22 protein-coding genes are annotated in these 26,219 nt (G+C 63.8%); 12 read left to right on the top strand and 10 right to left on the bottom strand.

Annotation, left to right across the window (positions count from 1 at the left end; translation table 11 throughout):
- Positions 1-5: 5 nt before the first annotated feature.
- From pqiB to AC5WNJ_RS04640, 7 genes are all read right to left on the bottom strand, one after another.
- Positions 6-1,640: an intermembrane transport protein PqiB gene (gene pqiB / locus AC5WNJ_RS04610; RefSeq protein WP_176676472.1), complete on the bottom strand. Its 1,635-nt coding sequence runs from the start codon at positions 1,638-1,640 to the stop codon at positions 6-8.
- Entirely contained in the window at positions 1,637-3,139 is a 1,503-nt protein-coding gene (locus AC5WNJ_RS04615) for a PqiA/YebS family transporter subunit (RefSeq protein ID WP_176676473.1), read from the bottom strand. Before AC5WNJ_RS04615 ends, pqiB begins: the two co-directional genes overlap by 4 nt.
- 388 nt (positions 3,140-3,527) lie before the next feature.
- On the bottom strand, positions 3,528-6,659 hold the full coding sequence (locus AC5WNJ_RS04620) for an efflux RND transporter permease subunit (RefSeq protein WP_495930504.1): 3,132 nt from the start codon (positions 6,657-6,659) through the stop codon (positions 3,528-3,530).
- Between the two features lie 101 nt (positions 6,660-6,760).
- Positions 6,761-8,059 carry an efflux RND transporter periplasmic adaptor subunit gene (locus AC5WNJ_RS04625; RefSeq protein ID WP_253062656.1) on the bottom strand — a complete coding sequence of 433 codons (1,299 nt, stop codon included), beginning with the start codon at positions 8,057-8,059 and terminating at the stop codon, positions 6,761-6,763.
- A gap of 493 nt (positions 8,060-8,552) precedes the next feature.
- Positions 8,553-9,734, bottom strand: a complete 1,182-nt coding sequence (locus AC5WNJ_RS04630) for an ArsA family ATPase (protein ID WP_495930505.1) — start codon at positions 9,732-9,734, stop codon at positions 8,553-8,555.
- The gene (locus AC5WNJ_RS04635; protein WP_217485768.1) at positions 9,725-10,045 is read right to left on the bottom strand and encodes a cory-CC-star protein; all 321 of its coding nucleotides are present in this window, start codon (positions 10,043-10,045) and stop codon (positions 9,725-9,727) included. Before AC5WNJ_RS04635 ends, AC5WNJ_RS04630 begins: the two co-directional genes overlap by 10 nt.
- On the bottom strand, positions 10,035-11,783 hold the full coding sequence (locus AC5WNJ_RS04640; RefSeq protein ID WP_495930506.1) for a carbon starvation CstA family protein: 1,749 nt from the start codon (positions 11,781-11,783) through the stop codon (positions 10,035-10,037). Before AC5WNJ_RS04640 ends, AC5WNJ_RS04635 begins: the two co-directional genes overlap by 11 nt.
- Positions 11,784-12,315: 532 nt before the next feature.
- On the opposite strand from AC5WNJ_RS04640, the gene coxB reads away from it, so the two are divergent.
- Genes coxB through AC5WNJ_RS04660 form a run of 4 tightly spaced genes read left to right on the top strand, consistent with a single transcriptional unit; the run spans position 12,316 to position 16,613 of the window.
- On the top strand, positions 12,316-13,449 hold the full coding sequence (gene coxB, locus AC5WNJ_RS04645; protein WP_373456563.1) for a cytochrome c oxidase subunit II: 1,134 nt from the start codon (positions 12,316-12,318) through the stop codon (positions 13,447-13,449).
- 30 nt (positions 13,450-13,479) lie between these two features.
- The gene (gene ctaD / locus AC5WNJ_RS04650) at positions 13,480-15,132 is read left to right on the top strand and encodes a cytochrome c oxidase subunit I (protein ID WP_175088149.1); all 1,653 of its coding nucleotides are present in this window, start codon (positions 13,480-13,482) and stop codon (positions 15,130-15,132) included.
- Between the two features lie 27 nt (positions 15,133-15,159).
- Entirely contained in the window at positions 15,160-15,756 is a 597-nt protein-coding gene (locus tag AC5WNJ_RS04655; RefSeq protein WP_495930507.1) for a cytochrome c oxidase assembly protein, read from the top strand.
- Entirely contained in the window at positions 15,753-16,613 is an 861-nt protein-coding gene (locus AC5WNJ_RS04660; RefSeq protein ID WP_495930508.1) for a cytochrome c oxidase subunit 3, read from the top strand. The genes AC5WNJ_RS04655 and AC5WNJ_RS04660 overlap by 4 nt, the downstream gene beginning before the upstream one ends.
- Positions 16,614-16,630: 17 nt before the next feature.
- On the opposite strand, the gene AC5WNJ_RS04665 is transcribed toward AC5WNJ_RS04660, so the two are convergent.
- Positions 16,631-16,822 carry a DUF2909 domain-containing protein gene (locus AC5WNJ_RS04665; RefSeq protein ID WP_043337068.1) on the bottom strand — a complete coding sequence of 64 codons (192 nt, stop codon included), beginning with the start codon at positions 16,820-16,822 and terminating at the stop codon, positions 16,631-16,633.
- Here AC5WNJ_RS04665 and AC5WNJ_RS04670 point away from each other — a divergent pair.
- The 3 genes from AC5WNJ_RS04670 (at position 16,821) to AC5WNJ_RS04680 (ending at position 19,831) form a co-directional block, all read left to right on the top strand.
- Positions 16,821-17,666, top strand: a complete 846-nt coding sequence (locus AC5WNJ_RS04670) for an SURF1 family protein (protein ID WP_495930509.1) — start codon at positions 16,821-16,823, stop codon at positions 17,664-17,666. The genes AC5WNJ_RS04665 and AC5WNJ_RS04670 overlap by 2 nt on opposite strands.
- Positions 17,667-17,741: 75 nt before the next feature.
- On the top strand, positions 17,742-18,383 hold the full coding sequence (locus AC5WNJ_RS04675) for a redox-active disulfide-containing membrane protein (protein WP_253062661.1): 642 nt from the start codon (positions 17,742-17,744) through the stop codon (positions 18,381-18,383).
- A gap of 341 nt (positions 18,384-18,724) precedes the next feature.
- On the top strand, positions 18,725-19,831 hold the full coding sequence (locus AC5WNJ_RS04680; protein WP_495931021.1) for a COX15/CtaA family protein: 1,107 nt from the start codon (positions 18,725-18,727) through the stop codon (positions 19,829-19,831).
- A 109-nt stretch (positions 19,832-19,940) separates the two neighbouring features.
- Here AC5WNJ_RS04680 and AC5WNJ_RS04685 read toward each other — a convergent pair whose 3' ends face one another.
- Both AC5WNJ_RS04685 and AC5WNJ_RS04690 read right to left on the bottom strand, forming a co-directional pair.
- Positions 19,941-20,336 (bottom strand): glutathione S-transferase N-terminal domain-containing protein, encoded by a 396-nt coding sequence (locus AC5WNJ_RS04685; protein WP_176676482.1) that lies wholly within the window; start codon positions 20,334-20,336, stop codon positions 19,941-19,943.
- 75 nt (positions 20,337-20,411) lie between these two features.
- The gene (locus AC5WNJ_RS04690; RefSeq protein ID WP_495930510.1) at positions 20,412-21,479 is read right to left on the bottom strand and encodes a LysR family transcriptional regulator; all 1,068 of its coding nucleotides are present in this window, start codon (positions 21,477-21,479) and stop codon (positions 20,412-20,414) included.
- Positions 21,480-21,610: 131 nt separating this feature from the next.
- Between AC5WNJ_RS04690 and AC5WNJ_RS04695 the strand changes: the two genes are divergently transcribed.
- From AC5WNJ_RS04695 to AC5WNJ_RS04715, 5 genes are all read left to right on the top strand, one after another.
- Positions 21,611-22,816 (top strand): multidrug effflux MFS transporter, encoded by a 1,206-nt coding sequence (locus AC5WNJ_RS04695; protein ID WP_495930511.1) that lies wholly within the window; start codon positions 21,611-21,613, stop codon positions 22,814-22,816.
- Between the two features lie 162 nt (positions 22,817-22,978).
- Positions 22,979-23,887: a lipid kinase YegS gene (yegS, locus tag AC5WNJ_RS04700; protein ID WP_495930512.1), complete on the top strand. Its 909-nt coding sequence runs from the start codon at positions 22,979-22,981 to the stop codon at positions 23,885-23,887.
- A gap of 163 nt (positions 23,888-24,050) precedes the next feature.
- Positions 24,051-24,506, top strand: a complete 456-nt coding sequence (locus AC5WNJ_RS04705) for an NfeD family protein (protein ID WP_176676485.1) — start codon at positions 24,051-24,053, stop codon at positions 24,504-24,506.
- Positions 24,507-24,658: 152 nt separating this feature from the next.
- A complete protein-coding gene (locus AC5WNJ_RS04710; RefSeq protein ID WP_176676486.1) occupies positions 24,659-25,684 on the top strand; it encodes an SPFH domain-containing protein in 1,026 nt (341 codons plus the stop codon).
- Positions 25,685-25,757: 73 nt separating this feature from the next.
- On the top strand, positions 25,758-26,216 hold the full coding sequence (locus tag AC5WNJ_RS04715) for a nucleoside deaminase (RefSeq protein ID WP_373456560.1): 459 nt from the start codon (positions 25,758-25,760) through the stop codon (positions 26,214-26,216).
- Positions 26,217-26,219 lie beyond the last annotated feature (3 nt).

Below are 26,219 nucleotides of genomic sequence, written 5' to 3' on the forward strand. Positions count from 1 at the left end.
CGTCATCATTGGGCCCTTGGAATCGGATCGCGAGTGGTCGGCTTGTCGAAGATCAGGCTGGAGGGGTTCTTCTCCAGCGTATCGAGCAGCGGTTCCGCCTTCTTGAGCACACGATCCAGTCGTTCGAGATCGCCTTCCAGCTTGCGGTAGGCGGAAGAATCCGGCGTCAGGCCATCCAGGGTGCGATTGAGGTTGTCGATGCTGGTGCTGATATCGCCCGGCAGCTTCTGCACCTCGTCGGAACCCAACAGGGCATCGACATGGCCGGCGGTCTTGTCGAGACGCTTCACCAGGCTCTCGGAGGCCGACAGCGTCTTGTTCAGGTTGCTCAGTACCGGCTCGACATCGAGTGCATTGAGCTTGTCGAGCAGCGCATTGAGCTTGGCTTCCATCTGCGCGAGGCCGCCTGACACGCTCGGCATGACGTCAATATCATCGAAGGTGTCGGCCTTGTAGGGTGGCGGGTTGTCATAGAAATCGAGATCGACAAACAGGGCACCGGTCAGCAGGTTGCCGGATTTCAGCGTTGCGCGCATGCCACGCTTGAACAGTCGCTCGAGTCGCTTCTCCCACTGCTTGACGCCTTCGTCATCGACCTGCCCCTCGAGGCGTTCGGGCTCGATGCGAATCAGCACCGGAATCTCGAAGCTCGACAGCGTCCGCACGCGCTGGTGGGTCAGACGATAGGGCACGCTGACCACGGTGCCGAGACGGACGCCGCGGAATTCCACCGGCGCGCCACGCGACAGGCCACGCACGGTATCGTCGACCATGATCACGTAGTCGATGGCCTGGTGGAAGCTGCCTTCACGGGCCTCTTCCTGATCGGAGTACAGCGTGAAGGAGGTGTTCTCCACCACAGGGCGGCCACGCGGCAGGTCTTCGGGAATGCCGAAGGCCACCCCGCCGCTCAGTACGCTTTCCAGTGACCCGACATCGACCTGCAGGCCCTGGGAATCCAGGCGCAGGCTGACTCCGCTGGTGGACCAGAAACGTGTGGTGGAGGTCACCAGCTCGTTGTAAGGCGAGTCGATATAGAGGGTGTAGTGCATCTCCTTCTCGCTGGGGCTGAACTCGCTGGATTCCACGCGCCCGACCACGAAGCCTTCGTAGGTGACGGGGTCACCGTCGGAGAGCACGCTGCCATCGTTGCTGGTGAGGTCGATGCGCAGCCCCTTGGCGTCCTGCGTGGTCACCGGCGGTTGTTCCAGCGCCACGAAGTGATCCTCCTCATCGCGACTGTCGCCGGGCTGAAGCTGGATATAGGCCCCCGACAGTACGGTGTTGAGGCCACTGATCCCCTCGCGACCGATGCGCGGTTTCACGACCCAGAGCCGCGAGTCGGCATTGAGCATGCGCTCGCTGTCCCTGGACATGCGCGCGGTGACGATGGTCTTGTCGAGGTTGTCCGACAGACGCACGGATTCGACCTTGCCGACCTCGACGTTACGGGTCTTGATCAGTGTCTTGCCCGCTTCGATGCCTTCCGCCGTCTCCATTTCGATCGTGATCAGCGGGCCACGGCTGGCGTAGTTGTGCCACACCATCCAGGCGCCGATCAGCAGGGCCACGATCGGGACTATCCAGATTGGCGAAAGGCGGCGTCGGCTTTCACGACGAGCGCGAGAATCATCACTCATAAGTCATCCTGTGAGGCGGCAGCGGAAGGGGGAATGCGGGAGGCATTCGGGGTCGTGAATGGCGTCGTGAACGGAGGCGTGGCCTGCGAGGATGAGGCAAGAGACGCGGAGCCCGTCAGCGGTGTCAGCGGCAGATCACCGAACAGCGTGTTCGCCATCATTGTCTTCTCCGTCTCGGTGTCCCAGACAAGGCGCGGGTCAAAGCTCAACGCCGACAGCATCGTCAGCACCACCACGCAGGCGAAGGACAGCGCCGCAGGCCCCGGGTGCACCGACATCAGCGCACCCAGCTGGATCAACGCGGCCAGCAGCGCCACCACGAAGACATCGACCATCGACCAGCGCCCGATATATTCGGTGATGCGGTACAGGGTCACCCGCGCTCGCGCATGTTGCACCTCGGGGCGCTGGGCGCTGATGCACAGCCAGGCGATGGCGATCATCTTCGAGGCCGGCACGAGGATGCTGGCGATGAAGATGACCATCGCGATGGGCCAGTCACCATGTGACCAGAGCACCACGATGCCACCGGCAATCGTCTGCGGGTCGTTCTCCCCGAGGCTGACCGTGGTCATGATCGGGAAGACATTGGCGGGGATGTACAGAATCGCCGCCGCGATCAGCCAGGCCCAGGTGCGCTGCAGGCTCTGTGTCTTGCGCTGATGGACTGGGTCGCCACAGCGGCGGCAGTGGGTGTGCGCCTCCCGTTCGCCGCAGGCATTGATCAGGCCGCAGCTATGGCAACTGGCCAGTCCCTGTAAGGCGGCACCGATGCCCGGCAGCGTACCGCTGGGGGCGGCTGGCTCGCCCGCCAGCGCGAACCACATGCGATCCCCGTCGATGCTGGCCAGCGTCTTGGTCATCAGCAGGGCGAAGGCGCAGAACGCCCAGAAGGAAGGACCGAAGCTGATATCGGCCATGCCGGCGATCTTGACCAGGCTCACCATCACGCCGACCAGAAACACATCTGCCATCATCCACGGGCGCAGGTGGCTCAGGGTGCGCGCAATGCCGCGAATGCCCGGCAAGGGCAGTTTCAGTCCGATGGCCGCATGGGTGTAGATGACACCCAGCAGGTAGAGTGCCGGCAGCATCACGATGGTCAGGATCAGCAGCACGGCCAGAGAAGGATAGGACTCGGCCGTCAGGGCGGCGGGTGTATCGATCAGGCTGAGACTTGCCGAGATGCCACTGGTAGCAAAGGCGATGAACTCGAAGGGCAGCGTCAGCACCAGCATCACCAGGCACGCCATCGCCAGTGCCAGGGTGCGTTGCACGGCATGGGCGTGGCGCTGGGCGAACAGATGGTCGCAACGCGGGCAGCGGGCGCGCTCGCCGGCCTTGAGCGCCGGCAGCGCCACGACGAGGTCGCAGCACTCGCAGGCACGCATCCGCCGCCGTGACACGCCAGACGTGACAGGCGCGAACACCTGCGGTGGATCACGGGTTTCAAAGGTACGCCGAGTGTAGCGGCGCAGGGCAGCAAGGGGTCGAGGCATGTCGCTCCAGCGGGATCGGGTGGTGTATCGCCGTGCCGCGCGTGTTCGGGGCAGCCGCAGGCGTTGTCAGCCGCGGCTTGACCACGCCTGCGGCTGCGCTCTTGGGACAGCGCTCTCGAGGATGCGCTCTCGAGGATGCGCCGTCAGCGGCCTGGCCCCATGCACACGCGGACCTGCGAAGGTATGGGAGCTGTGGAAGCACCAGGCCTGCGCAGGCAAACAGTGTTCGATAGTAGCATGATGCCGCAAAAGGCTGATGGCACTCAATGCTTGCCGCGTGAGCGCGCCTTTTTTTGCCAGCCTGCAAACAGGCACGCCGCCCGGAGAGGGCGGCGTGCAGGGCCGTCACGCAATGTGACAGCAATGAGGCTTCTGTCGTGATCAGAGATCAGACAAGGTCATCCTCCTGGCGGGCCGCTTCGTGGGCTCGCTTGAGGTCTTTCGGCTCACCGAAGAGGCGGCGCACGACCACATAGCAGACCGGCACCAGGAAGATCGCCAGCACCGTGGCCGAGATCATCCCGCCGATCACGCCGTTGCCGATGGCGTGACGGCTGGCGGCACCCGCCCCCGTCGAGATGGCCAGTGGCACGGCACCCAGGGTGAAGGCCAGCGAGGTCATCAGGATCGGGCGCAGGCGCATGCGCACGGCTTCCATGGTGGCATCGATCAGCGAGCGACCTTGCACTTCAAGGTCCTTGGCGAACTCGACGATCAGGATCGCGTTCTTGGCCGAGAGCCCGATGGTCGTCACCAGGCCGACCTGGAAGTAGACGTCATTGTCGAGTCCGCGCATCCAGGTGGCGAGCAGGGCTCCCAGCACCCCCAGCGGTACCACCAGCATGACGGAGAACGGAATGCTCCAGCTTTCATACAGCGCGGCCAGACACAGGAAGACGAAGACCAGTGAGATGGCATACAGATACGGTGCCATGCCGCCACTCTGGGATTCCTGCAGCGAGATGCCGGTCCATTCCAGCGCGACGCCATTGTTGAGCTGGCTGACCATCTCTTCCATGGCCTGCATGGCCTCACCGGTGGAGTAACCCGGTGCCGCCTGTCCCAGCAGTTCCATCGAGGAGACGCCGTTGTAGCGTTCCAGCTGCGGCGACCCGTAGGTCCACTCGCCGTTGATGAAGGCGCTCAGCGGCACCATCTCGCCGGAGGTGTTGCGTACGTACCACTTCTTGAGGTCTTCCGGCTGCATGCGGGCACTGGCTTCCGCCTGCACATAGACCTTCTTGGTGCGGCCGTTGTCGAGGAAGTCATTGACGTAGGTCGAGCCCCACGCCGTGGAAAGCGTCGAGTAGACCTCTGACAGCGAGACACCCATCGCCGTCGCCTTGAGTTCGTCGATGTTGAGCGTGAACTGCGGGCTGTCTTCCAGACCATTGGGGCGCAGGCCGGTCACGGCCGGATTCTGGCCCGCCATGCCCAGCAGCTGGTTGCGCGCGTCGGTCAATGCCTTGTGGCCGATGCCGCCACGGTCGACCAGCATCATGTCGAAGCCGCTGGCGTTGCCCAGCTCCATGATCGGCGGCGGGTTGATGGCGAAGATCAGGGCTTCCTTCAAGGTGCTGAAGTAGCTCTGTGCTTCACTGACCACGCTGAAGGAATCGCGCTCGCGCTCATCCCACGGCTTCAGGTTGATGAAGGCCAGACCCATGTTCTGACCGCGACCGGCGAAGCTGAAGCCGGCGACGTCGAACATTTCCTGAACCGCATCTTCCTGATCGACCAGGAAGTGATGCTCGACCTTTTCCAGCGTCTCGAGCGTCTGCTCCTGAGTAGAGCCCACCGGCAGGATGACTTGGTTGAACAGATAGCCCTGATCCTCATCCGGCAGGAAGCCGGTCGAGATGCGCGTGAATACCACGCCACAGCCGACGACGATCAATGCATAGACCAGCATCGAGCGACCGGTGCGCTTGAGCATGCCGCCAACGCCTTTCTGGTAACGCGCGTTGGAGCGATCGAAGACCCGGTTGAAGAGGCCGAAGAAGCCGGTGGTCTTCTCCTTGGTCGGCTTGAGCAGGGTGGCGCACAGGGCCGGCGTCAGGATCAATGCCACCAGTACGGACAGCGTCATCGCCGAGACGATGGTCACCGAGAACTGACGGAAGATCGCGCCGGTGGTGCCGGGGAAGAAGGCCATCGGAATGAACACGGATGACAGCACCAGGCCGATACCCACCAGTGCGCCGGTGATCTGGCCCATCGACTTGCGAGTCGCTTCCAGTGGCGAGAGCTTCTCTTCGTGCATGACGCGTTCGACGTTTTCCACCACCACGATCGCATCGTCGACCAATAGCCCGATGGCGAGCACCATGGCGAACATCGTCAGGGTATTGATGGAGAAGCCCAGCACTTCCAGCACCCCGAAGGTGCCCAGCAGCACGACCGGTACCGCGATGGTCGGAATCAGGGTGGCGCGGAAGTTCTGCAGGAACAGCAGCATCACCAGGAAGACCAGTGCCACGGCTTCCAGCAGTGTCATCACCACTTCTTCGATGGAAATCTTGACGAAGGGCGAGGTGTCGTACGGAACCTTGAAGCTCATGCCCGGCGGGAAGTAGGCGGACAGTTCATCGAGGCGGTCCTTGACGGCCTGGACGGTGTCCAGCGCGTTGGCGCCCGAGGCCAGCTTGATCCCCAGGCCTGCAGCAGGCTTGCCGTTGTAGCGGCTGACGGTGCTGTAGGTCTCGGCGCCTTTCTCGACGCGGCCGACGTCACGCAGATAGACCTGAGAGCCATCTTCCTGGGTCTTGAGCAGGATGTTGCCGAACTGCTCCGGCGTTTCAAACAGGGTCTGCGCCACGATGGTGGCGTTGAGCTGCTGGCCTTCTTCCGCCGGCAGATTGCCCAGCTGGCCCGAGGCGATCTGGTTGTTCTGCGTGCTGATGGCCGTGGTGACGTCGCTGGTGGTCAGCTTGAAGTTGTTGAGCTTCTGCGGGTCGAGCCAGACTCGCATGGCCCCCGGCGCGCCGAACAGCTGTGTCTCGCCGACGCCCTGGACACGCGAGACCTCATCCTGGATGTCGGAGGCGACATAGTCGGTCAATTGCTGCTTGGTCATGCTGCCGTCGTCAGAGACGAAGGCCGCGACCATCAGGAAGCTGCCGGAGGACTTGGTGACCGAGACACCCTGGTTCTGTACGGATTGCGGCAGACGCGGAGTGGCCAGCTGCAGCTTGTTCTGTACCTGAACCTGAGCGATGTCGGGGTCGGTGCCGGTGTCAAAGCTCAGCTCGATGCTGGCGTTGCCCTGGGAGTCCGAGGTCGAGCTCATGTACAGCAGATTGTCGATGCCGTTCATCTGCTGCTCGATGACCTGGGTCACCGTGTCTTCCACCGTCTGGGCAGAGGCACCGGAGTAGGTGGCCTGAATGGTGATGCTGGTAGGGGCCAGCGAGGGGTACTGCTCGATCGGTAGCTTGAGGATACTGAAGATACCCCCCAGCATCACGATGATGGCGAGCACCCAGGCAAAGATAGGGCGATCGATGAAGAATCTGGCCATGACGTTTGAGGCTCCTGGAACGTCGTTCGGGACGGTCGCCAGTCACACGAGAAGCGTCTCTCGTCTGGCTGGCGACAGTGGCGCGAAAAGCGGGGGCAGGCTTACTGGCTATCGCCGGTCCTGGCCTGTTCACTTTCCGAGGAGTCGCTGCTGGCAGCAGTCCGCGACTGAGGTGCGGCGTTCTGGTCAGTGCCTGTCTCGTCCGAGGCGATCTCGACCGTGGCACCCGGCTTGATCTTCTGCAGACCGCTGACGATGACCTTGTCATTGCTGTCGAGGCCGCTGGTCACCAGCCACTGATTGTCGATGGCCTGACCGATCACGACCTGCTTGGCCTCGACCTTGTTCTCGGCATTGACCGTCATCACGCTGGCCTGGCCCGTGCTGTCACGGCTCACGGCCTTCTGCGGAATCAGGATGGCATCCTTGGCGACGGCTTCGGTCAGGCGGGCACGCACGAACATGCCCGGCAACAGCAGCTCATCTTCGTTGGGGAACAGTGCGCGCAGCGTGACCATGCCGGTCCCCTGGTCGACAGTGACATCCGCGAACTGCAGCTTGCCCTTGGCGCCGTAGACACTGCCGTCTTCCATCACCAGCTCGACTTCCGTCTGGACCGGAGCGGTGGCGGCATCGCGATTCTCGCCCAGCTCACGCTTGAGACGCAGCACTTCGGTGGCGGACTGGGTCAGATCGACATAGATGGGGTCCAGCTGCTGGACGGTGGCCAGGCTGGTTTCCTGGCTGGCCGTGACCAGTGCGCCCTTGGTGACGTTGGACTTGCCGATACGACCACTGATCGGTGAGGTGACCTTGGTGTAATCCAGGTTGATCTGCGCGCTGGATACCGCGGCCTTGGCCGAGGCGACATCGGCACGGTCTTCGCCGACGGTAGCCACGGCATCGTCGTAATCCTGCTGGCTGACCATCTTGCGCGCGACGAGGTTCTTGAAGCGCTTGGCCTTGAGGCTCGAGGTGTTGAGGCTCGCCTCGGCACGCGCCAGGCTCGCCTTGGCGCTCTCGACATCGGCGCGATAGGTGCGCGAATCGATGTGATAGAGCACCTGACCTTCCTCGACGTCACTGCCTTCGGTGAAGTCGCGCGATTCGATGATGCCGCCGACCTGCGGACGCACTTCTGCGATCTGATAGGCGCGCGTGCGGCCCGGAAGCTCGCTGGTGAGCGGTACATCCTGGGCAGTGACGGTGACGACATCGACCTGAGCGGCCTGGCTGGCGCCTGCGGCGGGGCCTTGGCCAGCCTCCTCCTTGTCGCCGCTACAGCCGGCCAGCAGGGCACCGACCAGCAGCAGGCTTGCCGGAAGCAGGCCGAGGCGGCGGGCATTGAAAGCCAATGGGTGTCTCTGCAAGCGGGATTGACTGGGGGAAGTCGGGGCCATGGAGCGTCCTTTACGAAATTCAGGGGCTGAAGTGCGCCATTATCGCCACATTGTGACTCACCGCAGGTGCGGCACGTCAAAGCAACGATGTCATGAAGAGGAAGATATTTAGCCCGCTATTCTATCGGAATGGCGAGGCGACTGTATGGTTGTTTTGTGCAGTTATTGCGCACCCTGTTGCAACAGATTGTTGCCATGTGAGCTGCATTCTGAACGTCATGGAGGGGGATGCAAGACGAAGCAATTCGCTTGCCATGCCCGCAGGCGTGCACATGTCTCGCCTCACACAGGGCGCGTGCGCAAGTCAGGTGGGGCCAGGACAGTGATGGTGCATCAATATGCGCAAATTCTGAATAAGTTATCAGATCGAAGTGTCTGAATGATGAACTCCCCGACCCTGTACGCAAACGCATGTTGCCAGCACAGGGCGGATCAGAATGAGAGCGTGAGGGCGGAAGCGCTTAAGAGCTTAAGAGCAGGGCAGCCTCTCGAGTCATCTGGCGCGAGCAGCGCAACCGCAAGAGGGCGCGGTAGGGACGGGTGACCAGGGGCGGAACGCCGTGAATTGCACCACCAATGGGGCAAGGCTTGCGTGGTCCTCCGGCAGCTGTGGTTGGCGCAGCAGGCGCAGGCAGGGGCGATCAGCGAAGGCCTCCTCCAGTCTGGCGGCCCAGCGTTGCTGCTGTTCTCGCCAGGTCGCGACCCAGTCAGCCTGCGGCTCGTGGGTCGCTGAGAGGGTCTTGCCAGCCTCTTGCGCGGCGGGTTCCGGCAGGCACTGATTGATGATCAAGCCGCCGACGGCCAGGCCATGAGCTTCCAGCGCCTCTCGTGTTCGAGTCGTCTCCAGACACGGCAGCTTCTCTGGCGTGCTGACCAGAATCACGCGCGCCCGGCGGGTATCGCTCAAGCGCTGACGCAATGCTGTGTAGCGCGTACGGCGTTGCTCCAGCGCCTCGCTGATCGGGTCTTTCGGCGCTTCTTCGCCTGGCGTCTCTGACGCCTGCTGACTGTCCAGCCACAGGCTGCGTTCGGCGACGGCGCGCCTGCGCTGACCCAGCATGCCCTCCAACCAGCCGCCAAGCACTTCGGGCAGGCTGAGCAGGCGAATGGTGTGCCCGCTTGGTGCCGTATCGAACAGGATGTGGCGATAATGTGAAGCTTCATCTTCCAGCGGGGCTGGCGGAGTCAGGATGATCTCCACCAGCGCATCGAAGAGCGCCGCTTCACTGGTGCCGGGAGCGTGGCGTGACAGTTCGAGCTGGCGCATCACGGTGGCACTGCGCTCGCCACTTACCAGGGGGGCGATCCGCTGGCGGACCGCCTCCAGGTAGCGGTCGCATTCCCGCTCGGGGTCCAGTTCCATCACGTCGAGTCGCGGCGCGATGTTGCAGGGCTTGCCACCGACAGCACCGAACAGATCGCCGAGATTGTGCGCGGGGTCCGTCGATACCAGCAGGGTCGCTTCGCCTTTCTCCGCCAGTGCCAGCGCCTGGGCCGCCGCGCAGCTGGTCTTGCCGACACCGCCCTTGCCACCGAAGAACCAGATCTCGGGGCGGGGGATGGCGCCTTCCTCTTGCGTATCACGCGCCATGCCGGGGTCGGAGCGGCCTTCGGCTGCATGCGTGCGGCGGGCCTCATCCTGTCGGCGACGCCGTCTGAGCCAGTTCAGCAGCATTTGATCCCTTCCAACGGTGAATGCTCGAGCCCCTGACGCAGGTGCCAGTCATGCATGCGTTCCAGCATCAGTGGCAGCATCTCCAGCGAGACGGCCGGCGCCGGATTGGGGATGCCCATCAGCTCCGCGAAGCTCATCATCATGAAGATGTCTTCCTCCTCACGGGCAAGCTGCGCCAGATCGCGCTGCTGGTTGACGCGCAGCATGGCCTCCCAGCCATCCCGCAGCTGAATGGCGCCTGTCAGCAGGCGCCTTGTCAGACTCGGCAGGCGTGGTGATGACGCCAACAGGGTATCGTCATCAGCTCTCATGAGCGCTCACCCGGGCGGGAGACGTCAGGCTGCGGCTGGCCTCGAGCAGAATCCACAGCGCAAACACCATGATAAGGCTGCCGAAGGTGAACAACAGCCATTGTGGGTCATTGCTGCCCATGCCCGACCAATCCAGCACCACCTGCTGCACCATCGCCCACAGCGTCATGATCATCAAAAAGACCATCGGGGCCAGGGTATAGATGACAGGGCGGCCCTGACGCTTGAGCCACACCGACACCAGCATCAGCGAGATGCCCGCCAGCAGCTGGTTGCTGGTGCCGAACAACGGCCACAGCAGGTAACCGCCGGAGCCGAAGCCCTTGGGCCCCTGCGGCAGGATGACCAGCGCGGCACTGGCGATGACGGCGATGCTGGTGGCGACATGCTTGTGGCTGAGTGCCGGCATGCCGTATTCGCTGCCCAGTTCCGCGATGATGTAGCGCATCAGCCGTACGGCGGAGTCCAGTGTCGTGGCCGCGAAGCTGACCACGATGACCGCGACCAGGGTGCTGCCGACGTTGACTGGCAGACCGAGATGCGAGATCAACTGACCGGAGCCCTGCACGAAGCTGGAGAGGCCGTTGGCACCGGCGGCAGCGAAGCTTGAGTAGGTTGCGGTGAAGTCGGCCTGGGTGGCGAACAGGGTTGCCACCGCAATGATGGAAATCAGCGCCAGCATGCCTTCGCCCAGCGCGCCGGAGTAACCGATCAGGCGCGCATCCGGTTCATGGGACAGCTGCTTGGAGGTGGTGCCGGAGGCGACCAGCCCATGGAAGCCCGAGATGGCGCCGCAGGCGATAGTGATGAACAGCAGCGGGTAGAAGGACATCTCGGCCTCGGCGTTGAAGGCCGGTGCCGTCAGCTGTGGGCCACCCACGGCCAGCCCCAGATACAGCAGTACCAGCCCGACCACCAGCTGGTGAGAGTTGATGGTGTCGCGAGGCTGCAACAGCTTCCAGACCGGCAGCACCGAGGCGATATAGACATAGCTCATCAGCGCGATGATCCACACCAGGAAGGCGCTGGAAATGGGCGAAAGGCCGAACAGCAGGGTGGCATTCTCGCCACCGGCCATGGCGGTGAAGGCACCGACCAGATCGATCTGCAGGAACTCGAACTGGCCAGCCAGCAGCGCGGCGGCATACATCACCATCAGCGCGAGCAGTGAGGGAATCAGCATCTTGCCGCCGCGACGATAGACGCGATGGCCGATCCATACCGCCAGCGGAATCTGGATCAGTACCGACAGCACGCTGGCCGGGAAGTTGATGAACAGATTGGCGATCACCCAGGCGAACACCGCGTTCAGCATCAGGACCAGAATCAGGATGATGAACAGAAACAGCAGCTTGGCACGCTTGCCGATCAGCTTGTCTGCCAGGGTGCCCACCGACTGGCCGCGATGGCGCGCCGATAGCGTCAAGGTGCCGAAATCATGCACGCCTGCCGCGAACAGACTGCCCAGCACGACCCACAGCACGGCCGGCAACCAGCCCCAGTAGACGGCGATCGCCGGGCCGACGATGGGGGCTGCGCCCGCCACCGAGGTGAAATGGTGGCCCCACAGCACCCAGCGATTGGTCGGCAGGTAATCGGTGTCATCGTGCAGCGCGTGTGCTGGTGTCACGAAACTCGGGTCGAGGCGGAAGATGCGTTCGGCCAGAAAGCGGGAATAGAAGCGATAGCCGATAGCGAAGGCAACGCAGCCGAACAGGGCAAGCCAGATGGCGTTCATGGCAGATTCCGAGGAGCGTGGTGATGGATTGAGTAGGGCGTGCTGGCGTGTGCCGGTTGTCAGCTCGACATGCCGCTGTCGAGCGCCCGCCGAGCAAGACCTTACGTCAGGGTTTTCAAGCAAGACTTTCAACACACTGGTGCAGATCGGCGTGACGCTAACATCGATAAATGCGCATATAACTTCGCCATTGGTCGCCCCGACGCGCGCCGGCATGTCGCCAGCAAACCTGCAGGACATTCCTGAAACGCCGCCTCTCTGCGTGGACTGAACGCAGAAGCGCGCCGCTGCCTTGTGCTCAGGCGGCATCACGCGCGGGGTAGCCGTTTTTGCCTCGCTCTGCCTTGCGACCAAGGAGTATCAGTGGGTTGATCCACGCGACCTTGTGTTCCGCCAAGCTCTTCTATACTCGAAGCAAGTCGGAGCACGGGGAGCCGCTCAGCGCCGTCACCTGGGTGAGGCTCTCGATAACAATGACAAGGAGGCGCCGATGTCATGGATCGCGGAATGCCTTTCCCGTGTCACCAGGCCAATGCGTCTGCGCTTGCGGCGTACAGTGACGCCCCTGTCACTGACGACCTTGTCACTGACAGCCCTTTCCCCTTCGGTGCTGGCAGTCGAGTACAACATGCCGGTCGGGGTCACCGCGGTCAGCCGCGAGATCCACTCGCTGCACATGATCATCTTCTGGATCTGTGTGGTCATCGGCATCGTGGTGTTCGGTGTGATGGGCTACGCGATGATCAAGCACCGCAAGTCACGCGGTGCGGTATCGGCAAGCTTCCATGAAAATACCCGTATCGAGATTCTGTGGACTGCCATCCCGCTGCTGATCCTGGTGGTGATGGCGGTGCCTGCCACCGCCACGCTCAAGGACATGTACGACGCCTCCGAGTCGGCGCTGGACGTGAAGATCACCGGCCATCAATGGCGCTGGCAGTACGAGTATCTGGGCGAGGATGTCGCCTTCACCTCAAGCCTCGCGACCCCGCGCGAGCAGATCAACAACACCGCCGCCAAGGGCGAGCATTACCTGCTGGAAGTCGACAACCCGCTGGTGTTGCCCATCAATCGCAAGGTGCGCTTCCTGACCACCTCCGCCGATGTCATCCACTCCTGGTGGGTGCCGGACTTCGGCGTCAAGAAAGACGCCATCCCCGGCTTCATCAATGAGGCCTGGACGCGTATCGAGACCCCCGGCACCTATCGTGGCCAGTGCACCGAGCTGTGCGGCAAGGACCACGGCTTCATGCCGGTGGTCGTAGAGGCGTTGCCGGAGGCCGAATTCGACGAGTGGCTGATCGCGCGCAAGGCCGAAGCCGAGGCCGCGCTCAACGATGCCGGTCGTGACTGGAGCCTCGAGGAGCTGATGGAGAAGGGCGAGAAGACCTACGCCACCATCTGCGCCTCCTGCCATCAGCCGGACGGCCAGGGCATGCCGCCGGCGTTCCCCTCGCTGGTGGGCAGCGCCATCGTCACCCAGGACATGCAGGCGCACATCGATATCGTGGTCAACGGCAAGGCGGGCACGCCCATGGCGGCCTTCGCCGATGTGCTGAGCCCGGTCGAGCTGGCGGCTGTCATCACCTATGAGCGCAACGCCTGGGGCAACGATACCGGTGAGCTGGTGCAGCCAGCCGTCATCAAGGAACAGCTGTCTCAATAGCGTGCAAGCGACGCATTCAGGAGGCGTGTCATGGCCAGCGAACAGCCACGCAAGGCGGTACTTCAGGCCAGCGAGAGCGAGGGGGCCACCGCAGGTGGTGCTCATGTGGGCGAGGGCCACGGCAGCGCGCCACGCGGCATGCTGCGCTGGCTGCTGACCACCAATCATAAGGATATCGGTACCCTCTATCTGATCTTCTCACTGAGCATGCTGTTCATCGGCGGCATCATGGCGCTGGTGATCCGCACCGAGCTGTTCCAGCCCGGCCTGCAGATGGTGCAGCCGGAGTTCTTCAACCAGATGACCACCATGCATGGGTTGATCATGGTGTTCGGCGCCATCATGCCGGCCTTCACCGGGCTGGCCAACTGGATGATTCCGCTGCAGATCGGCGCGCCCGACATGGCGCTGCCGCGCCTCAACAACTTCAGCTTCTGGTTGTTGCCGGTCGCCTTCCTGTTGCTGCTTTCCACCCTGCTGATGGAGGGCGGTGGCCCCAACTTCGGCTGGACCTTCTACGCGCCGCTGTCCACCACCTATGCGCCGCCCTCGACCAGCTTCTTCATCTTCTCGTTGCACATCGCCGGCATCAGCTCGATTCTCGGCGCCATCAACATCATCGCCACCATCCTCAATCTGCGTGCCCCGGGCATGCGCCTGATGGACATGCCGCTGTTCGTCTGGACCTGGCTGATCACCGCCTTCCTGCTGATCGCGGTGATGCCGGTGCTGGCGGGCGCCATCACCATGATGCTGTTCGACATCAACTTCGGCACCAGCTACTTCAATGCCGCCGGTGGCGGCGACCCGGTGCTTTTCCAGCATCTGTTCTGGTTCTTCGGGCATCCCGAGGTCTACATCATGATCCTGCCGGCCTTCGGCATCGTGTCCGCCATCGTGCCGACCTTCTCGCGCAAGCGGCTGTTCGGTTACGCCTCGATGGTCTACGCCACCGGCTCCATCGCGATCATGTCCTTCCTGGTCTGGGCGCATCACATGTTCGCCGTCGGCCTGCCATTGGTGGCGGAGCTGTTCTTCATGTACACGACGATGCTGATCGCGGTGCCGACCGGGGTGAAGGTCTTCAACTGGATCGCCACCATGTTCCGCGGCTCCTTAAGCTTCGAGCCCCCGATGCTGTTTGCGATCGCCTTCATCGTCCAGTTCACCATCGGCGGCTTCTCGGGCCTGATGCTGGCCATCGCCCCGGCGGATTTCCAGTACCACGACACCTACTTCGTGGTGGCGCATTTCCACTATGTGCTGGTGCCCGGCGCGCTGTTCGCGATTCTCGCCGGAGCCTACTACTGGCTGCCCAAGTGGACCGGCTTCTATCCCCATGAGGGGCTCTCCAAGTGGCATTTCTGGCTGTCGGTCATCGGCGTCAACCTGACCTTCTTCCCGATGCACTTCTCGGGGCTGGCCGGCATGCCGCGCCGCATTCCGGATTACGCGCTGCAATTCGCCGACTTCAACATGCTGTCCAGCATCGGCGCCTTCCTGTTCGGTATCTCGCAGCTGCTGTTCCTGGTCGTGATCGTCAAGTGCGCGCGCGGCGGCGTCAGGGCGCCGGCGTGTGCCTGGGAGGGCGCGGTGGACCTGGAGTGGAGCGTGCCGAGCCCAGCGCCGCTGCATACCTTCGAGATTCCTCCGCAGACCCGCGATGGCCAGATCATCCGCTGAGCGATGGACAGCGGCCAGGAGAGTGACATGCCCTCACGCGATCACGCAGCACAACAGCAACAGGCAGTGGCACGTACCGTGCGGCGCACGCTGCTGGCGCTGGTCGCGATGCTGGGCTTCGCCTTCGCGCTGGTGCCGCTCTATGACGTCTTCTGCAATCTCACCGGCCTGAATGGCAAGGCGGCCAGTCAGGCCAGGGCCGCGGTGGCGATGGAGATCGACGAGAGCCGCTGGGTCTCGGTGCGCTTCATCACCCAGCAGGGGCAGGGCCTGCCGTGGACGCTCGAGGCGCTGGATGAGCAGTTCCGCATCCACCCCGGTGGCCAGTACCGCGCGCGCTTCGTGTTCACCAATCACGCCGATTACCCGGTGCGTGGCCGCGCGGTCCCCAGTGTCAGTCCTGCCGAGGGCTCACTGCATCTGCGCAAGATCATGTGCTTCTGCTTCCAGGAGCAGACGCTGGCAGCAGGCGAGCGGCGCGAGCTGCCGCTGGTCTTTCAGGTCGACCCTGACCTCCCGGAGGGCATTCGTGATCTGACCCTGGCCTACACGCTCTATCCGGTCACGACGCCGTCATCCGCGGGGGACGATGGTGCAGAGCATTCTGCAGGAGGTGAAACATGAGCAGTGGCAGCTATTACGTCCCGGCCCACAGTGCCTGGCCCATCTTCGGCGTGCTGGCGGTGGGCGGCATGATGATCGGCACCGGAATCTGGATGGTGCACGGCAGCGCCGCCTGGTTGTCAGGCATCGGTCTGCTGGCCGTGATGCTGGTGATGGCGGGCTGGTTCCGGGATGTGGTGCGCGAGTCGATGGGTGGCCTCTACGATGACCAGATGGACCGCTCGTTCCGCTGGGGCATGGCCTGGTTCATCTTCTCGGAATTGATGTTCTTCGCGGCCTTCTTCGGGGCGCTGTTCTATCTGCGAACCTTCGCGCTGCCCTGGCTCGATGGCGAGGGCGCCAAGGGAGTGACGGCGCTGCTGTGGCCGGACTTCACCGCCAGCTGGCCCCTGATGACGCCGCCGGATGCCAGCATCGCCGGACCCAGAGAGCTGCTGTCGCCCTGGCAGCTGCCGCTGGCCAACACGCTGTTGCTGGTCAGTTCCAGCGTCACCCTGACGGTGGCGCATGAAGCGCTGAAGATGGAGTTCCGGCGCACCGCGCGCAACTGGCTGGCGGGCACCGTGGTGCTGGGGCTGTGCTTTCTGACCCTGCAGGGCATCGAATACTACGAGGCGTGGCACCACCTGGGGCTGACGCTGCAGGCGGGGGTCTATGGCGGCACCTTCTTCCTGCTGACCGGTTTCCATGGTCTGCATGTCACCATCGGTACCCTGATTCTGATCGTGATGCTGGTGCGCGTGATGCGCGGCCACTTCTCGAGTGAACGTCACTTCGCCTTCGAAGCGGCTGCCTGGTACTGGCACTTCGTCGATGCGGTGTGGATCGGTCTGTTCCTGTTCGTCTATGTGTTCTGACAGCACGCGGTGTGATGTCAGTCCAGCATTCCGGTGGAGAAGCCAATGACCAGCAGAATCACCAGACACACTGCCAGGCCAACCCGCCATTTGAGAGAGGTCAGCAGGCGTCGACTGCGGCTGCCATCGCGCAGCAGAAAACCGGCGCCGGCGACCAGGCTTGCCAGCATGCCGATGAAGACCAGTGCGATCAGCGATTTGAGCAGCATGTCACCTCCCGGGGCGCAGACAGTGGCGGGTGAGCACGGCGCGGCACTCGCTTGTGACAGTCGAGCTCATCCGGCTGACAAGCGCAAGTCAGCGCCAGCGGCGCAGGTGCCATCCACAGCGGCGCAGGCGTCTTCAACGGCGGCGACGCAGGAGCACCAGGTCGGACGTGCCTGGTGGCTGTTCTGGGGATGCCTGATCGTGCTCGGCCTGTGCCTGTGCAGCTGGCAGGTGATGCGTGGCCAGGCGCGTGCCCAGCATCTGGAGGACACCGCCAGCGCGCCGGAGCTGGTGATGCCGACGGCACCGCCTGCCAGTGCCAGCCTGATCGAGCTACGCGGCGAGTGGCTCGCGGAGCACAGCCTGCTGCTGGACAACCGCACGCTGGACAAGCGCCATGGCGTGGCGGTGCTCACGCCCTTTCGAACGCTGGATGGCCGCTGGTGGCTGGTGGAGCGTGGCTTCGTGGCATCGCCGGCCCCGCGCAGCGACCCGGAATTCACGACCCCGACAGGCGCCGGGGTGATCAGTGGTCGCTGGCAGTGGCTGAACGGTCAGGGCAACAGCGGTGGCCCACTGTTCGGCCCCAACCGCGAGGGGCAGCGCCTGCAGCAGGTCGATCTGAGCGCCTGGCAGGCGCTGGGCACACCGGCCTTTGCGGGTGTCCTGCACCAGACGAGCGGGGAGGGGCGATTCCTGCCCTGGTGGCAGCCGAGCAACATGACGCCTGAGCGTCATTACGCCTATGCGCTGCAGTGGCTGGGGCTCAGCCTGGGGGCGGCGGTGGTCATGATTCTGGGCGCGCGCCGTCAACGCCAGTCCGCGCTGCGTCAGCGCCAGGCCTAGCGCCCGGTGCTTGTGTCTTGAGTCTGTTGTCCGCACACCCGGGCAAGCAGGGAAGCCGTCGTCAGGAGGAGAGCGATGACACACGTGATGCGACAGCGTCTGAAACTCGTGGCCTTGCTGGGGCTGTTGTCCGCCCCGCTGCCCTTGGCGTGGGCCATGCTGAGCGCACAGGTCGGGATCCCCGAAGGACGGGTGGCAAACGGTGCCCTGTTGCCAAAGGTCAAGCCGCTCACGGACTGGTCGCTCGACTACCTCGTGACAGAAAACGCCACTGACAACGTCACCGAAAACGCCACAGAAAACGCGACTGACGGCGCTGTTAGCGCGAAGGAGGCCCCCGGCATGCCGCCGCTGGCTGCCCGAGGCGCGGATGAGCAGCGTTTCTGGCTCAGCTGGCCGGAGCCGAACCAGCCGCAGCTGGCCGCGGCGCAGGCCGAGCGCTGGTGGCGCCTGCATCGCGCACTTGGCAAGGAGGCGCCGCGCCTGGGCCGTCTGGTGGTGGCTGAAAAGGCCTTTGTGCATCCCCAGGTGCCGGGCGAGCAACGGGCGCTCGGGCACTGGCCAACGCCGAACGATACCACTTCCGCGCCGCACCAGTTGCGCCTCATCGACCCTCACGGGCAGGTCGTGGTCGCCTACGGGCCCGAGATCACCCCGCAGGCCGTGATGAAGGATGTGCGCCGGCTGCTCAAGCGTAATCCGGTCGGACCTCGATAGGTCGCGCCTCGTCAGGTCGGGCCTCGATAGTTAGCGCCTAGCCAGGTCGCACGTGATCTTCTTTCGCTTCACCAGGGAGATATGCCATGTCTCGCCTCGCCATGCAGAAGCGCTATCCACCGCAGGCCCGCCAACGAGGGGCGGCGTTGCTGCCTCGCCCGCCATTTCTGCGCCACGCCACCACGGATGAAGCCTCAGCTGCGCAGGCCTTCTTGATGGCGACGCCTGAGTTGACGTCTGAGCTGACGCCTGGTCTGAAGAGTGGTTCTGCCGACCGGCAGGCTTTGAGCCGGCGGGTAACGGCACGACTGTGGCGCAGCAGTCAGCGACTGGTTGCCAGCATGCTGGGATTGGTCATCCTGGTGATCGGGCTGGGAGCCTGGACGCGGCTGGTGGACGCCGGGCTGGGGTGCCCCGATTGGCCGGGTTGTTATGGCGCTCTGGTCGTGCCGGATGCCCAGACCGCGAGCTTGCATAGCCCGCATCATCCGCTTGAAGGCTACAAGGCGTGGGCGGAGATGATCCATCGCTATGCGGCGAGCCTGCTCGGGCTTGCGGCGATCGCATTGCTCGCGCTGGGCTGGCGGATTCGCCGTCGGGAGGCTCGTCAGACGCAGGTCCTCGAGGGTGGCAGTGGCCAGGTAAAGGCTGCTGATCACTGGGGCACGCAGGCGCGCGCTCGTTTTCCCCTGGCCGGCTGCTGGCTGTTGTTGGGCATGCTGTTGGTTCAGGGCGCGTTCGGGGCCTTTACCGTGACGCTGAAGCTGTGGCCGCAGGTGGTGACGCTGCATCTGCTGGGCGGCCTGAGCGTGTTGAGCCTATTGCTGTTGCTGTGGCTATCACTCAGACGGCGGGCGGCGCACCTCAAGGTGACGGCTGAGCAACAGAATGCGGACGCTGATGCAAAGCACATCCGGCGTCAGCCCTGGCTGGCTATTCTGGCCGCGTCTCTGCTGCTGGGGCAGCTGGCCCTGGGAGGCTGGACCTCGAGCAATTATGCCGGTCTTGCCTGTGAAGGTTTCCCGTCCTGCAATGGTGCCGCCTGGCCGGCGATGGACTGGGGAGAGGGCTTCCACCTGACCCAGGATGTCGGCCCCAGCTATCTGCATGGGCAGCTGCATGGTGAGGCGCGCACTGCCATCCACATGGCGCACCGTGGCGGGGCCGTGTTGCTGGGGGCGGTGCTGTTGGCGCTGTATTGGCGCCAGCGCCGCCACTTGCCGGGGCGGACGACAGCGCGCGACAACCCCTGGCGCTGGGCGCTGGGGTGTTGGCTGGTACAGGCAGGCCTGGGAGTCGCCAATGTGCTGTGGTGGTTGCCGCTGGATCTGGCGCTGGCGCATACCCTGGGGGCCGTCGCGCTGACGCTGGCGATAGTATGGGCGCTGGATCAGATGCGCCAGGCGGCTCGCCGCAAGCGGGCACCCGTCTCGCAGGCGCTGGCCTGATGAGAGGCGAAAGAGGGGCTCCCAAGCGCGTGATCGCGCTCACCAGACCGCAAGAGGCCGCTCATGAGAGCGGCCTCTTGCGGTCTGCGTCGTATCAGCCGGTATCTTGTCAGGCCGCGCTGCCGAAGCGCTCCTGCAGGTAGGCATTGATGGTGTCGGATTCGTACATCCACTCTTCGCGCCCATCGTCGTGGGTGATCAGCAGGCACGGCACCTTGACGCGACCGCCCCCCTGTTCGAGGGCCTGGCGGTGAGTGGCATTGTGCTGGGTGTCGCGCTGCTCGACATTCAGGTTCAGCTGATGCATGCGCTTGCGCACCTTGATGCAGAACGGGCAGGTCGAGAACTGATACAGCGCCAGCTTGGCCGTCTCGGCGTCCACCCCGGCCTGCTGGGCGGGGCTGCGCTCGAGCGCAGTGCCGCGGGTCAGCTTCTCGCTGAGCAGCATGAAGGGAGCCAGCACCAGACGCAGGGTGCGGAAGAACAGGCGGATGATGGAGCGCATGGCAGAACCTCATGGGACGTGCGGGTATCGACGCCAGTGCCGCAGGGCGGGTGGCGAATTCACAATGGGGCCATTCTAGAGCTCAGCGGCCTCGGCGTCTTCCCCATGCGCGTTGCGGATGTGCGTCAGCAGGGACTGTCGCAACCAGCAGTGCCCGGGGTCCTGCGCGTGGCTGGCATGCCAGATCAATCGGTAGCTGAGCGCGGGCAGGCGCATTGGTAGCTCAAGAATCGCCAGCCCATGCAGCTCGCTGCTGGCCTGGGCAAAGCTTCTGGGGGCACAGAACACCAGCTCACTGTGCGCGACGATGCTCAGGGCATCGCGGAAATCCGGCACCAGCACGCTGATGCGGCGTGGTGCGCCGTGCTGTTCCAGGCGCTCATCCAGCGACCAGCGTGAGCGCCCCTCGCAGGTGGCCTGCACATGACTCAAGGCCGCGAATTCATTCAGCGTCATCGGTGTATGGCGCCGCGTGAGCGGATGATCTCGTCGCACCAGAATCACATGGTCGTCGCGCCACAGCAGGCGCGATTGGAAGCCAACGGGGAGGGCTGGCGGCTCGCCCAGGGTCTCGGCACTGTGATCGTGTCCGGCAAGCCCGATATCCAGCTGGCCCTTTTCCATCAGGCTCAGGCAATCGGCCTGCCAGCGGCTGATCTCGAGGCTGCCATGCGGCAGCGCATCGGTCAGTGCCCTCGTGCAGGATGGCATCAGGGTCGCCCAGGCGCTTTCCAGCACCGCCAGCTGAAAGCGTCGCTGGCTCGTGGCGGGGGTGAAGGTGGCAGGGGCGCTCAGATTCTCGAGACGCGAGAGCAGCTCGGCCAGCTCACCACGCAATGACAGGGCACGCGCCGTGGGGCGCAGGCCATGGCGTTCGCGAATGAAAAGGGCGTCATCAAACATCACGCGCAGGCGTGCCAGACTCTTGCTGACGGCAGACTGCGAGAGGTGCAGACGGCCCGCCGCGCGCGTCACGCTGCATTCTTCCAGCAGTACCTGCAGCACCTGCAGCAGGTTGAGGTCGATGCGCGTGTTGAAGGGCGTGGCCGCTGGCGCTGAGCCCGAAGACGCAGACAGCGAAGACGCGGCTGGAGACTGGGCGGCAACCGGCCTTGCGGGTGTCTGCGAAGCTGTCGCGCTCATGAGTTTCTCCAGTGGAATATCAGGTCTGAAATAATATCATTTTGCTTCATAAGTCGCAGGCGCTAGGCTCTGCGGATTCTTGATGGCCCCTCTGTCGGGCCGCCCTTGGCTTCTGACTCTCGAGATTATCCATGTCCGTGTCTTCCTCTGCAGCCGCAAGGCCCATGCCCAACGCACGACTATTGCTGTTGTTGCTGGTCGGCTGCGTGATGTTCTCGCCGCTGGCGATCGATATCTATCTGCCCTCATTGCCGGCGATGGCGCGTGAATTCGCCCAGCCCACCGATGTGATGCAGATGACGGTGACGCTGTTTCTGGGCGCTGTGGGTGTCGGGCAGATTCTGGTCGGCCCGTTGACGGACCTCTACGGGCGGCGCCCGGCGCTGTTGGGTGGCGCGACGGTCTATCTCGTCGGCGCGGTGGTCGCCGTGCTGGCTCAGGACATCAGCATGCTGTATCTCGGGCGTATCCTGCAGGGGCTGGGAGCGTGCGCCACGGTGACGGTAGCCTTCGCGGCCGTGCGTGACTGCTACACGCCGGAGCAGGGCGCCAGGATGTACAGCTATCTGAATGGTGCGCTGTGCATCATCCCGGCGCTGGCGCCGGTGTTGGGCGGCCTGCTGGCGGTGCAGTTCGGCTGGCGCTCCAACTTCCTGTTCATGGCCGCCTTCGCGTTGTGTGTCGGCCTGATGGCGTGGAAGAGCTTTGGCGAGACGCGACCCGCCACGACGGTCGTGGAGCGTCCGCTGTACAACTGGGCGCGCTACCGCCCCGTGCTGACCAGCTGGCGCTTCCTGTATCAGGCACTGGTCGCGATGGCCGCGATGAGCGCCATCCTGCTGTATGTGTCGTCTTCCTCCGAACTGCTGGTCGAGCGTCTCGGTCACTCCGAGCTGGTCTTCAGTGCCCTGTTCGGCGGCAATGCCGTGATCAATATCATCACCTTCTTCTTCGCACCGCGCGTGATCACGCGCCTCGGCCGTCAGCCCACCGTGCGTCTGGGGTTGGCGATCATCCTGCTCTCCGGCCTGATGCAGGGCGCGGCCTTTGCCTGGCTGCCACTGTCTGCCGCTGCCTTCATGGTGCCGGTGGCTGTGCTGTCGGTCGGCTTCTCGCTGGCACTCGGGGCGGCATCAAGCCTGGCACTGGAGGCCTTCGCTGAGCGTGCCGGCACTGCGGCGGCGCTGCTCGGCAGCATCCAGCTCGGCGGTTCGGCAGTAGTGGCAACGGCGCTGCTCAATACGCCGCTCGCCCCTCAGCAGGGCCTGCTGCTCATCAGCGTGGTGATGGTGCTGCCGTTGCTGCTGTTGGGCGCGCGACGTCAGCCGGGCGTCTAGTCGGCAGGGCGTCTAGTCGGCAGGGCTTGCCGGTGCGGCTGAACGGGCATGAAGGATTCGCTGGCTGACAACCGCGGCGGGTCGCAGGGCAGAGATGGTTCATTGAAGGCCCCCGACCAGAGTATGCTTGTCGCTCGATCCGCATGTCGCCAAGGAGGCACCATGGAATCAGCGGCGCGTGTGCGCGTGATACTCAACGGGGACAAGGCTCAGCAGCCGGAGCTGCGTGAGGCCATCTTCGCTCAGCGTGAGCGTATGGCAGGGCTTGAAGTGCGGTTGACCTTCGAGGGTGATGACGTCGCGAGGCTGGTGGGCGAGGCAGTCGCTGAAGGCGTCACGCGGCTGGTCGTTGGTGGCGGTGATGGCACCCTCAACCTGATCGCCAATGCATTGATGCAGCATCCACTCGCGAAGCGCCCGGAAGTCGCGATCCTGCCGTTGGGCACCGCCAATGATCTGGCGACCTCGCTCGGCATCCCCGAGCCGGTGACGGAATCGCTGGCGCTGGCCTGCGAAGGGGTGGCGCGAGCCGTCGATGTGGTGCAGCTGGATGATGCCTACTTCCTCAACATGGCCTCGGCGGGCTTCGGTGCCGAGGTGACGCGCTCGACGCCCGGGGGCCTCAAGAAGCTGTTCGGTGGCGGGGCCTATTCGCTGATGGGCGTGCTCAAGGCGTGGGACTTCCGCCCCTATCGTGGCAGCGTGACCCTCAACGGAGTGGAGGAGGAGCTGGCGTTGTTCGTGCTGGCGATCGGCAATGGTCGTCAGGCGGGCGGCGGGCAGGAGCTGGCGCCTCGGGCGCTGCTTGATGATGGCTGCTTCGATGTGCTGGTGATTCGCGACTTTCCCATCGCGCGCGTGGGCGAGGTGATCGAGGAGCTGGAGTCGCTCCCCGAAAGCGGCCATTTCGTGCGGTATGTGCGCACTGACTCGCTGCACTATCGTGGTGAGTCGCTGCCGGTGAATCTCGATGGCGAGAGCTACTTGATCGAGAACAGCGAATTCCAGCTGATTCCCGGCGCTCTGCGTCTGGTCGCCCCGCAGGACGCTGTCCTGCTGACACACTCATGAGCCCGCAGTCGGGCCATTGCGCGCTGACTGAGCCATGAGAGCTGGCTGGTACACGAGCGCAGTCTGAGGTTTACTCAGGCTGCGCTCGTTGCGTTGGTGGCAGCGTTTTCTTCCAACCTCTCGGCCGCGCAGGGCGAGAATCAGGACCTCAGGGAGTGATTGCATGGTCGGTTTGGCAGCGTGGCATATCTGGGTCATCCTTGCGTTGATTCTGGCGGGGCTTGAGTTGCTGGGTGCGCAGTTCGTGCTGCTGGCGCTGGGTGTCAGTGCCTTCGGGGGCGCTCTGGCGGCGGGGTTGGGGGCGGGTCTCAACATCCAGTTGATCAGCGTCGCGATCACGGCCCTCGTGCTGGTGCCGCTGTTCGTGCGCAAGATCCATCCCTATCTGTTGCCCAAGACGCCCTACGGCACCCTGGGCAGTGGCGCGGAGACCGGGCAGCTGGCCAAGGTGATCATCGGCAACGGCGGCAAACCTGCTGTGCGCGTGTCAGGCAATGAGTATCCGCTACGCTGGGAGGGGGAGACGCCGCCGGAAGCAGGGGACACGGTCAGGATTGTCAGCGTCGAAGGCATTACCGTCTGTGTCGAGCCTGTCTCGAAGGAATCGGTCTCGAAATAGTCTGTCTAGAATTGGTCTTTCTCGAAGGAAACTGCACAAAGACGTCATGAGGTCGCGGCTCGACGGCGCGGTCGTGGTGGCAGCGGGTCAAGCGTGATCGGATATCTCACAAGGGCTTGCGGATACGGCCCAGTTCAAGGGAGTTGAGCAATATGATTATCAGTCCGGGACTCATCATCATTCTTTTCATACTGGCGCTGGTGGTAATCCTGCTGGCCAAGGGATTGATGATCGTCCAGCAGTCGGAAGCCGTCGTCATCGAACGCCTCGGCAGCTACAGCCGCACACTGGAGTCCGGCGTGAATCTGGTGATTCCATTCATCGACAAGCCGCGCTCCATCACCATCCGCCGTTATCGTGAGGTCAAGGGCGACAACCTGCCCTTGGTGGTGGAGGAGACCCGCATCGATCGCCGCGAGACGGTAATGGACTTCCCCGGCCAGAGTGTGGTGACGACGGACAACGTCACCGTGACCGTCAACGGGGCGCTCTACTTCCAGATCGTCGATCCCAAGCGCGCCGTCTATGAAGTCGAGAACTTCACCCAGGCCATCGAGGTCCTGGCCAAGACCAGCCTGCGCTCCGAGATCGGTCGCATGGAGCTCGACAAGCTCTTCGAGAGTCGCAAGGAGGTCAACGACGCCTTGCAGATCACCATGGATGAGGTCGGTGACAAGTGGGGCGTCAAGGTGACGCGCGTCGAGATCCAGGACATCAGCATGCCCGAGGAAGTCGAGGATGCGATGCGGCTGCAGATGGCGGCCGAGCGCAAGCGTCGCGCTACGGTGACCGAGGCCAACGGCCAGCGCGAAGCTGCCATCGCGACCGCCGAGGGCGAGAAGCAGTCTTCGGTACTGCGCGCCGAGGGTGACAAGCAGGCCGCGATTCTGCGCGCCGAAGGTGAGCGTCAGGCCATCTATCAGCTGCGCGATGCCATCGGTGCGCAAGACCCGCAGCTGGTGGTCGGCTACATGCTGGGCCAGAAATATCTGCAGGTGCTGCCGGACATGGCGCGCGAAGGTGATCGCGTCTTCATCCCCTATGAGGCTTCTGCCTTGCTGGGTGCCATGGGCAGTTTCCGCGAGCTTGCCACAGAGGTCGGCGAGCCCACCAACGCCAGCAATGAAGGGCTGAGACGCGCCCGTCAGATGATGACCGGCGAAGCGGGCCTGGGCTGAGTGTATTGTGCCGAGCAGTAAGTGGCAGTAGGCTGCCGCTCCACTGAATATTCACCGCATCTGGAGCAAGACGATGACAGCAATGACTACCGATCATGAGCGCTTCCTGCAGGCCGCCATTGAAGAGGCGGAAAAGGGTTATGCGGCAGGCGGCGTGCCGATCGGCTCGGTACTGGTCCATGATGGCAAGATCATCGGTCGTGGCCACAATCAGCGCCAGCAGAAGGGCAGCACGGTATTGCATGGCGAAATGGATGCACTGGAGAACGCCGGTCGCCTGCCGGCCAGCGTCTATCGTGAATCCGTGCTCTACACCACGCTGTCACCGTGCCCGATGTGCAGTGGTGCCATCCAGCTCTACGGTATCCCGCATGTCGTGGTTGGTGAAAACCACACCTTCATGGGCGCGGAAGACCACCTGCGGGGTCTGGGCGTCAAGGTCGATGTCGTCGACAACGCGCGCTGCCGCGAATTGATGGCGACTTTCATTCGCGAGCAGCCGGACGTCTGGAACGAAGATATCGGCGAGTGATCA

It is taken from the genome of Cobetia sp. PDI-23MA, from assembly GCF_059507735.1.